The following is a 328-nucleotide window of genomic DNA, read 5'->3' on the forward strand; positions in this document are numbered from 1 at the left end:
GACAAGACCTTATCCTTCAACTGCTTGCCCCAGATGTTGTCCACGGCATTGTAGATGTCGTAGGCATCCGAGACACATGCGTACACACGCCCCTCACCGCCGAACTGGTCGATCATGTTCGAGAAAGCGCGGGCCTCATTATCGCGGCCCCATGCAGTCACCGTGAAGTGCTCCATGGCCGGGATCGAGAAGCCTGCGACCGACTCATCATAGTAACGACGAGCCGCGACCAGTGCCGGTACCGTGTCGGTGCCCATAAAGTTCACAAGATGGGCCATGCCACCAAGTGCTGCCGTCTGGGCCGACGATGCACCACGTGCGCCAAAGT

General features: G+C 58.8%; 1 protein-coding gene. It reads right to left on the reverse strand.

Translation table 11 applies throughout. The features are described from left to right. A partial coding sequence (locus AC1RP4_RS07885) for a hypothetical protein (RefSeq protein WP_481763255.1) occupies nt 1–278 on the reverse strand: 278 nt, incomplete at its 3' end. Between the last annotated feature and the right edge of the window lie 50 nt (nt 279–328).

It is taken from the genome of Dellaglioa sp. CoH-56-MRSF-10 (assembly GCF_056782175.1).